The following is a 1,684-nucleotide window of genomic DNA, read 5'->3' on the forward strand; positions in this document are numbered from 1 at the left end:
GGCTGGACCTCCACGGGCGTCGTCGCGACGGGGGGGCGTCGGAATGCGAGATCAAGCCAAGAGGCCATGAGGTGCTCCAGGGGTGGGGGATGAGGACTTCACCCCGTGGAGCCCCCCTGGCCTGAAGTGGCGCATTTTCCGTCCGCCGCCGTACGGTCGCACAAGGATTCCGAAGCGACGGCGATGACACCTCCGGGCCCACCGACCGGTGGCTCGACGACCTGACCGTCGGTGGGCAGCGGGTGGGGTGATCCCCGCGTTGAGGGAGGGCCCTGGATGAAGCGGGGCCCACGCTCAGCTCAGATGAGCTTCTTCAGGTACTTTCCCGGCTCCTGGGCGAAATCCACCGCGTAGTTCATCCCCTTGTCGACGGTATCCTTGATGGCCGCCCCGGGGTCGTTCATGGCGGTCTCCTTGAGGTCGATCATTCCTGTGTAGCCCAGGTCTTTCTTCAGGTGTCTGGTGGCATCCTCTTCGCTCATTCCGGTGAGCGTCGCGCCTCTCCAGACAGAGATGGGCCCCAGGTCCTGCAACCGTGCGATGTCGGCTGGATTCGTGGGGTGCTTGCCGTACTCGAAGACGAAGGTGACAGGCTTTGTGACGCCGCCAGTCTCGACCATCTTCACCATTTCGGAGATCGGGTCGGACCCCTTTGGGACCTTGTCGGGGGAGGGAGGGTTGATGGCGATGGTGGCTCCGGGGAACATCGCCCGCGTCTCAACCCCATGGTCGGCTGCCTTTTGGAAGCCGTAGTTGAACATGAGTTGATGCTCTGGAACGCCAGCCGCGCGGACTTCGTTCAGGAACCCCTGGCCGAAGACGGCTTCATCCTTCACGTCCAGCTTGAGGCCGACCCCGAGCTCCTTCCCCTTGTTCAGCCATTCCGTGAGGGTGAGGTTGTCGCCCTTCTCATGGATGGGGTCGTGCCGCATTTCGATGCGACCCTTGTCATTGATTTCCATGCTGACGTCGCCCTCCATCCAGTTGTAGTCCCCCTTGGCGGCTTTATTGAAGTCGCCGCGGGTGTTGGTGGAGTGGGCGTTGTGGGCGTCAGCCAGCTTCATGTCCTCCTCCCAGCGAGGCTTCTGGGGGGGCGGCGGCGGTGGGAGCTCCGCGAGCGACACGTGCTCCTTGCGCAGCTCCTTCGCGGCCTTGCTCTTGCCCGAGGCTTCGAGCTCCGTCACGAGCGAGCCCGCGAGCTTGTCGAGTCCAGGCGTCTTCTCCTTCTGAAGCGCCTTGAGCTTGTCGTCGAACTGATTGAGCTCGGACTTGTCGGGGGTCGCAGCCGCCAGGGTCTGTCCCAGGAGCTTGACGCCCTCCGGGCCGGCCTTGTTGGCGACCACGGACAGGTTCTTCAGCGTCTCGTGGGTGGTGTTGAACCTGCCGTGGGCATCCTTCTTGTCGTCATCCAGCTTGCCATTCCGGGTGCGCTCGCCCAGCGAGTCGCTGATGGCTTGGAGCGTGGGCGCCGCCGCCTTGAGCAACTCGTCGGTGAAGCCCGGAGGGGTCCTGGGGTCCATGACGAGGTCCGACAGCTTCTGTGATGCCGCAGCGGGGCCTCCCGTCTGGAATTCCGCCGCCACCGCCTGGGTGGCCAATTCGACAGTGGGGATAAGGCCGAGAGGCGATTCGGGCGCGACAGGCCCGGGTCCCGGCGCGGGAGGGGGCGGAGGGGCAAGAAGGC

The 1,684-nt window shown here is 64.7% G+C and carries 1 protein-coding gene; it reads right to left on the reverse strand.

The genetic code is table 11. The annotated features are described in order from the left end of the window. Positions 1 to 299: 299 nt before the first annotated feature. A partial coding sequence (locus tag FJV41_RS49045) for an FAM151A/B family protein (protein WP_220137970.1) occupies positions 300 to 1,684 on the reverse strand: 1,385 nt, incomplete at its 5' end.

It is taken from the genome of Myxococcus llanfairpwllgwyngyllgogerychwyrndrobwllllantysiliogogogochensis (assembly GCF_006636215.1).
Classification (GTDB): domain Bacteria; phylum Myxococcota; class Myxococcia; order Myxococcales; family Myxococcaceae; genus Myxococcus; species Myxococcus llanfairpwllgwyngyllgogerychwyrndrobwllllantysiliogogogochensis.